This window comes from uncultured Phascolarctobacterium sp., assembly GCF_905212365.1.
GTDB lineage: Bacteria > Bacillota > Negativicutes > Acidaminococcales > Acidaminococcaceae > Phascolarctobacterium_A.
Genome location: NZ_CAJMEH010000088.1, coordinates 1 through 5,555, shown reverse-complemented (window position 1 = coordinate 5,555; position 5,555 = coordinate 1). Strand labels below are relative to the sequence as shown.

Sequence of the window (5,555 nt, the reverse complement as noted above, 5' to 3'; positions counted from 1 at the left end):
TACGGCATCGGCGGCCTGTCCGTAGGCGAGCCCAAGCCGCTGATGTACGATATTTTGGGGCAGACCACGCAGCTTATGCCTAAGAATAAAGCCCGCTATCTGATGGGCGTCGGCACTGCCGACTGCATCGTGGAGGCGGTAAATTTGGGCGTGGATATGTTCGACTGCGTATTCCCGACCCGCGTGGCGCGCAATGGTACGGCCATGACCCACACCGGGCGTTTGGTAGTACGCAACGCCGTGTACGCCGAGGACTTCCGGCCTATCGAGGAGGGCTGCCAGTGCTATGCCTGCCGCAATTTCAGCCGCGCCTATATCCGCCATTTATTCAAGGCGGAGGAAATTTTCGGCCTGCGGCTTTTGTCCATCCATAATCTGCACTTCCTGCTGCATTTTACCAAGCAGATTCGCGAGGCTATAGCTAACGATACCTTCCCTGAATTTAGAGAAAGATTTTTAGAAAACTATCGCGGATAGAGGATTTTTGGAGTATAATAGAGAATATATTATTGTTATTACAGTTTAAATGGAGGTGCGATTATGCAAGGTGGAGATACAATGGCATTGCTGAATTCTTTGTGGCCGTTTTTCCTCATGGGCGGCATTTTCTACTTCATGCTGTGGCGGCCCAATAAAAAAGAGCAGCAGAGAAGACAGAATTTGCTTAACGGCTTGAAGGAGGGCGACGAGATTATTACTATCGGCGGTATTTACGGCACGATTACCGGGATTTCTGAAAAGCGCGTGAAGATAAGAGTTGCTGAAGGCGTGGAAATAGAAATGGCCCGTAATGCTGTCAGCGGTTATCAAAACCCCGCTAAAAACGCCTAATATGGTTGTGGAAGCTAAGAAAATTGAGCTGCGCAGGCGTCTGCAAAGGCTGCGTGCCCAAATGTCCGGTGAGCAGGCAGCAGCCAGCAGTTTGCAGGCTTCCCGTCATATCCTGGCCTGTGATGCGTACCGTAAGGCGAAATGCATCATGGGCTTTTTGGCTTTTGGCAAGGAGCTGTCCGTGGATATCGTACTGGAGCAGGCGCTTGCCGACGGGAAAATAGTGGCTGTGCCGCTGATTACGTCGGATAAGGAATTTGTGCCTGTACGTCTGCTGGATATGCAGCATTTTTCGCTGGACCGTTATGGCATCCGCACGGCGCCGCAGCCAGTGCAGCTGGTGGAGCCTGAAGAAATAGATTTGATTCTGGTGCCGGGAGTGGCCTTTGGCCGCGACGGCAGCCGGTTGGGTATGGGCGCAGGCTATTACGACAGATTTTTGCTCAAGGCCGGGCAGGCAGTGCGCATGGGCGTCGCTTACGACGCGCTTATGCAGGATGCGCTGCCGTTGGATGCTTATGACGTCAATATGCAGCTTTTAGCAAGTGAAAGCGGTATTATACATTTACCCGTGTAGATAAAAAACGAGCAAGGCCAAAAGCAGCTTTTAGTAAGTGAAAGCGGGATTGCACATTTACCCGTATAGATAAAAAACGAGCAGCTCAAAAGAGACTCTTGGTAAGTGAAGGCGGAATATGTCACTCTCACGCCGCTTTAGCTTATATATTAAATCCAATTTTTAAGGAGGAAATTATTTTGCGTTGGAATGAATTCGGGAAATTTCTGGTTATCGCTCTGGCTATAATCGGCGGTTTCTGCGTATACATCTCCCCCCTGGCTAATTCCATTAAACAGGGCTTGGATTTGCAGGGCGGTACTCACGTTGTCCTGCAGGCTGTGGATACGCCTGATTTGAAGGTGGACGACGACGCCGTCAACCGCAGCGTTAAAATTATCGAGCGCCGCGTAAACGAGCTGGGCCTGACCGAGCCTGTTATTCAGCGTCAGGGCAAGGACCGTATTATCGTGGAGCTGCCCGGCGTTAAGGATCCGGAAAAGGCTATCGCTATGCTGGGACGTACCGCTATGCTGCAATTTAAAGACGTTAGCGGCAAGGTGGTGCTGACCGGTAAGGATTTGAAGGACGCCAGAGCGCAGGTGTCCCAGGGCAATCAGGCCGTTGTCGGTCTGGAATTCAGCGACGAGGGCGGTAAAAAATTTGCCGACCTGACCGCGCGTAACGTAGGCAAGCAAATCGCTATCGAGCTGGACGGCGAGGTGCTGACCGCTCCCGTAGTGCAGGAAGCCATCACCGGCGGCCGCGCGCAGATTTCCGGCTCCCGCAGCGTGGAAGAAGCCGAGCATCTGGCAATTTTACTGCGCAGCGGTAGTCTGCCGGTAAAAATCGAGGTTATGGAAAACCGTACCGTCGGCCCCACTCTGGGCCAGGATTCCAAGGATAAGAGCGTGAAGGCGTTCAGCATCGGCATTATCGGCGTCTTCGTTTTCATGCTTATCTTCTACCGCTTGTCTGGCATAGTAGCGGATATCGCCTTGCTGCTGTACGTCATGCTGCTGCTTTTGGTAATGCGTTATTTAGGCGCAACGCTGACGCTGCCTGGCATTGCCGGTATCATCCTGTCCATCGGTATGGCGGTTGACGCTAACGTATTGATTTTTGAACGCTTCAAGGAAGAGGTAAAACGAGGCAAAACTCTGCGCAGCGCCATGGACAGCGGCTTCAGCCGCGCTATCGTCACCATTCTGGACTCCAATATTACGACCCTGATGGCGGCGGCAGTATTATTCTATTTAGGCACCGGCCCCATCAAGGGCTTTGCCGTAACCTTGGCCTTAGGTACTTTGCTCAGTATGTTTACCGCCGTTACCGTAACCAAATTCTTAATGCGCTTCTTGGTTTACAGCAACCTTACGAAAAACCCCGCCTTCTTTGGCGCCAGCGCGCCCAAACCGGCTGACACTCAGGAGGTGGCTAAATAATGCGTAAATTTTCCATTGTTAACCATTATAAGATTTTCTTTTCTATAACTATTATCTTCCTGTGCATCGGCATCGGCTCCATGCTGTTCCGCGGCTTTAACCTGGGCATCGACTTTACCGGCGGCAGCATCATGGACTTATCCTTCCAGAAGCCTGTGGCCGTGGCCGAAGTGCGCGACGTGCTCAAGGAGCATGATTTGGGCAACAGCATCATTCAGCTGGAAAACAGCGACGGCGGCCAAGCATCTAAGGGGGTGCTCATTCGTACCGGCGTTATCGACGACGAGCAGCGCCGCGTTGTTATGGACGATTTGAAGGGCAAGCTGGGCGATTTTGAAATTCAGCGCGTGGAAAACGTCGGCGCTACCGTTGGCGGCGAGCTGATTCAGCAGGCAATACTGGCTATAGTTCTGTCCTGGTTTCTGATGATCGCTTATATTACCCTGCGCTTTGAGTTCAAATTTGCTATTGCGGCCATTATCGCTCTGATTATCGACGTCATGGTAACGCTGAGCTATTTCTCGCTGTTCCAGATGGAAATGGATTCCTCCTTTGTAGCTGCGCTGCTGACGGTAGTAGGCTATTCTATCAACGGCACTATCGTAATCTTCGACCGTATTCGTGAAAACTTAAAGATTCACCGCCGCAGCGAAAGCATGAGCGAGATGATCGACAACAGCATCTGGCAGACCATGGGACGCAGCATCTATACTGTGGGCACCTCCTTGTTCGCAGTTGTGGCTATCTTCCTGTGGGGCGGCGATACTATCCGCAACTTTGCCTTCGCTATGCTGGTCGGCTTCTCCAGCGGCGCATATACCTCCACCTTCTTGGCAGGACCCATGTGGCTCTTCCTGCGCGGCAAGAAGGCTGGCGAATAAGAATATCGTTTTTGGCAGTCGTTAGGCTTTGATGGCCTGACGGCTGCTTTTTTGTTGAATGAGAAAAATCCCGTTGCTTAATGGCAGGCGAAAAATTTAATTTCGCATGGCCTTAGCGACGGGATTTTATATTTTAGATAAATATTAAGGTATATGTGGCGCTGCTATCATTTATGTTGGCAGGTTGACCTTATGTTTCTTCATGCCAACGCAGATAAAATAGTAAAAATGGGTCAAGGATATAGAGATATTTTTCTTTATAGGCCAAAACTTCCATATTGGGCAGCATTTTTTGGACTATTTTTGTGATTTTGCTGATCGTTGACGTTATGGTCAACGTGGATGGACAATCTACATTTTCTGCAAGAAGCTTTTTTATTCTTGCTTTTAACTCGTCAACTTTAATTTTGCTTACAGGAGGATCGGTCTTTAAGGCCAATAGAATCAGCTCATAAATATCGGCTGTGCTTTGCTTTCCTGTCAACAAATATTCAGTACGGCGGCCCTGTCCTTGCGACGGGCCTTTTTTTATATTATCTATTATTTCGGCATAATAGCCATGATAGTTGGAAGCAGTTTCCTGAAAAATATATTTTATCGCAGCGTCATCAGGAATATTGCTGCTTTCTTGCAGATAATAAGCAAGGTTAAAACAATTTTCCTGCATAAGCTGCGGAGAAGCTATGCTTTCCAAAGCTATTTTATCAAGCAGACGGTCAGAAACATTTTTGTTAAGTAAATTAAATCCTTTGGTAGCAATTGCCTTTAATTCAGTCAATTGCCAGGCTGGGATATCGATAGAAGTGGTGCGGCCAATAAGATCAGGATTATATCTGATAGCTTCATCGCTTTTATAGGGCAGGGAGATAATGACAGCTTTCAGCCCGTTAAACAGTTCTGTTTTTAAGGTTCGTGCAATATACAGCTTGACTTCGTCAGACGCATAATGAAAATCGTCGATTACTAATACCTTATTATTTTCTATCAGATATTTTATTATTTGCCGTTCAGTTCTGGCTTTAGCAACAGTTACCTGCGTACCGGAAACAGTATCTTGTGCCTTTTTGTGACTAAAGCCCAGATTAGCGACTGTGACGCCCAGGCCAAGCTCCTCGGTAGACTCTGAATTTACTGCAGTTTGAGATTCATTGCTGATGGTAACGCTGTCAGAAAGAGGAATTTGTTCAGCAATATGCGCCCAGAAATCATTTTTGGAGGCGAGCTGATTACCGCTTAAATTGACGCTATGCTCATATCCTATGACTCGCCGGCATAAAACGGTTTTGCCGGATTTAGATGCGCCGGATACAAAGATCAAATTACCCTTCATCGACAAGGCCTTTTGAAATTTAACGTCTATAGTTTCGTGACCATTGATTTTACGGCTGATGTAGGTGTTTTCCGGAAAAGAGCGGGGGCTGAAAATATCGTTGATATTGTAATTCATTATATCTCACCACCTGTATAGTAGATTTTTATCTGTAGTAGATAAGATTTTCTAGTATATTAATATTATACCATATTATCTGTGGTGTTTTCCATTTTTATATGTGCTATAAAATGATGTCTGGTTGTATGTAGTTACAATTGGGCATCTTTTTTATTGAGCCTTTTGCTGTTATGACTATTGGCATAAATGTAGCTAATGTATACATTGACTTATGCAAAACAGAGTATCATAATAATATCGAATATTAATTTAGATATTCATAAAACAGAAAATTAGAAATGCGATAAGAGCTAAAAAGGCAGTTACAACCAGCAGAAAAGCAGATTGGTTGTGAGCTTCGCGAAAATTTTCTTTGGGAATGTGGGTTTATGGAGTTATTGCGTAAGGGAGGA

General features: G+C 47.2%; 6 protein-coding genes. 5 read left to right on the top strand and 1 reads right to left on the bottom strand.

Features of this window, described 5'->3' with window-relative positions:
- The 5 genes from QZ105_RS10075 to secF all read left to right on the top strand — a co-directional run.
- A partial coding sequence (locus tag QZ105_RS10075; protein ID WP_293729792.1) for a tRNA guanosine(34) transglycosylase Tgt occupies window positions 1-477 on the top strand: 477 nt, incomplete at its 5' end.
- Between the two features lie 81 nt (window positions 478-558).
- The gene (gene yajC / locus QZ105_RS10070) at window positions 559-831 is read left to right on the top strand and encodes a preprotein translocase subunit YajC (RefSeq protein ID WP_293729791.1); all 273 of its coding nucleotides are present in this window, start codon (window positions 559-561) and stop codon (window positions 829-831) included.
- On the top strand, window positions 791-1,408 hold the full coding sequence (locus QZ105_RS10065; RefSeq protein WP_293729790.1) for a 5-formyltetrahydrofolate cyclo-ligase: 618 nt from the start codon (window positions 791-793) through the stop codon (window positions 1,406-1,408). The genes yajC and QZ105_RS10065 overlap by 41 nt, the downstream gene beginning before the upstream one ends.
- 179 nt (window positions 1,409-1,587) lie before the next feature.
- The gene (gene secD / locus QZ105_RS10060) at window positions 1,588-2,832 is read left to right on the top strand and encodes a protein translocase subunit SecD (protein ID WP_293729789.1); all 1,245 of its coding nucleotides are present in this window, start codon (window positions 1,588-1,590) and stop codon (window positions 2,830-2,832) included.
- Window positions 2,832-3,713 (top strand): protein translocase subunit SecF, encoded by an 882-nt coding sequence (gene secF, locus QZ105_RS10055; RefSeq protein ID WP_293729788.1) that lies wholly within the window; start codon window positions 2,832-2,834, stop codon window positions 3,711-3,713. The genes secD and secF overlap by 1 nt, the downstream gene beginning before the upstream one ends.
- A gap of 190 nt (window positions 3,714-3,903) precedes the next feature.
- On the opposite strand, the gene QZ105_RS10050 is transcribed toward secF, so the two are convergent.
- Complete coding sequence (locus QZ105_RS10050) at window positions 3,904-5,160, bottom strand: hypothetical protein (protein WP_293729787.1); 1,257 nt, start codon at window positions 5,158-5,160, stop codon at window positions 3,904-3,906.
- Between the last annotated feature and the right edge of the window lie 395 nt (window positions 5,161-5,555).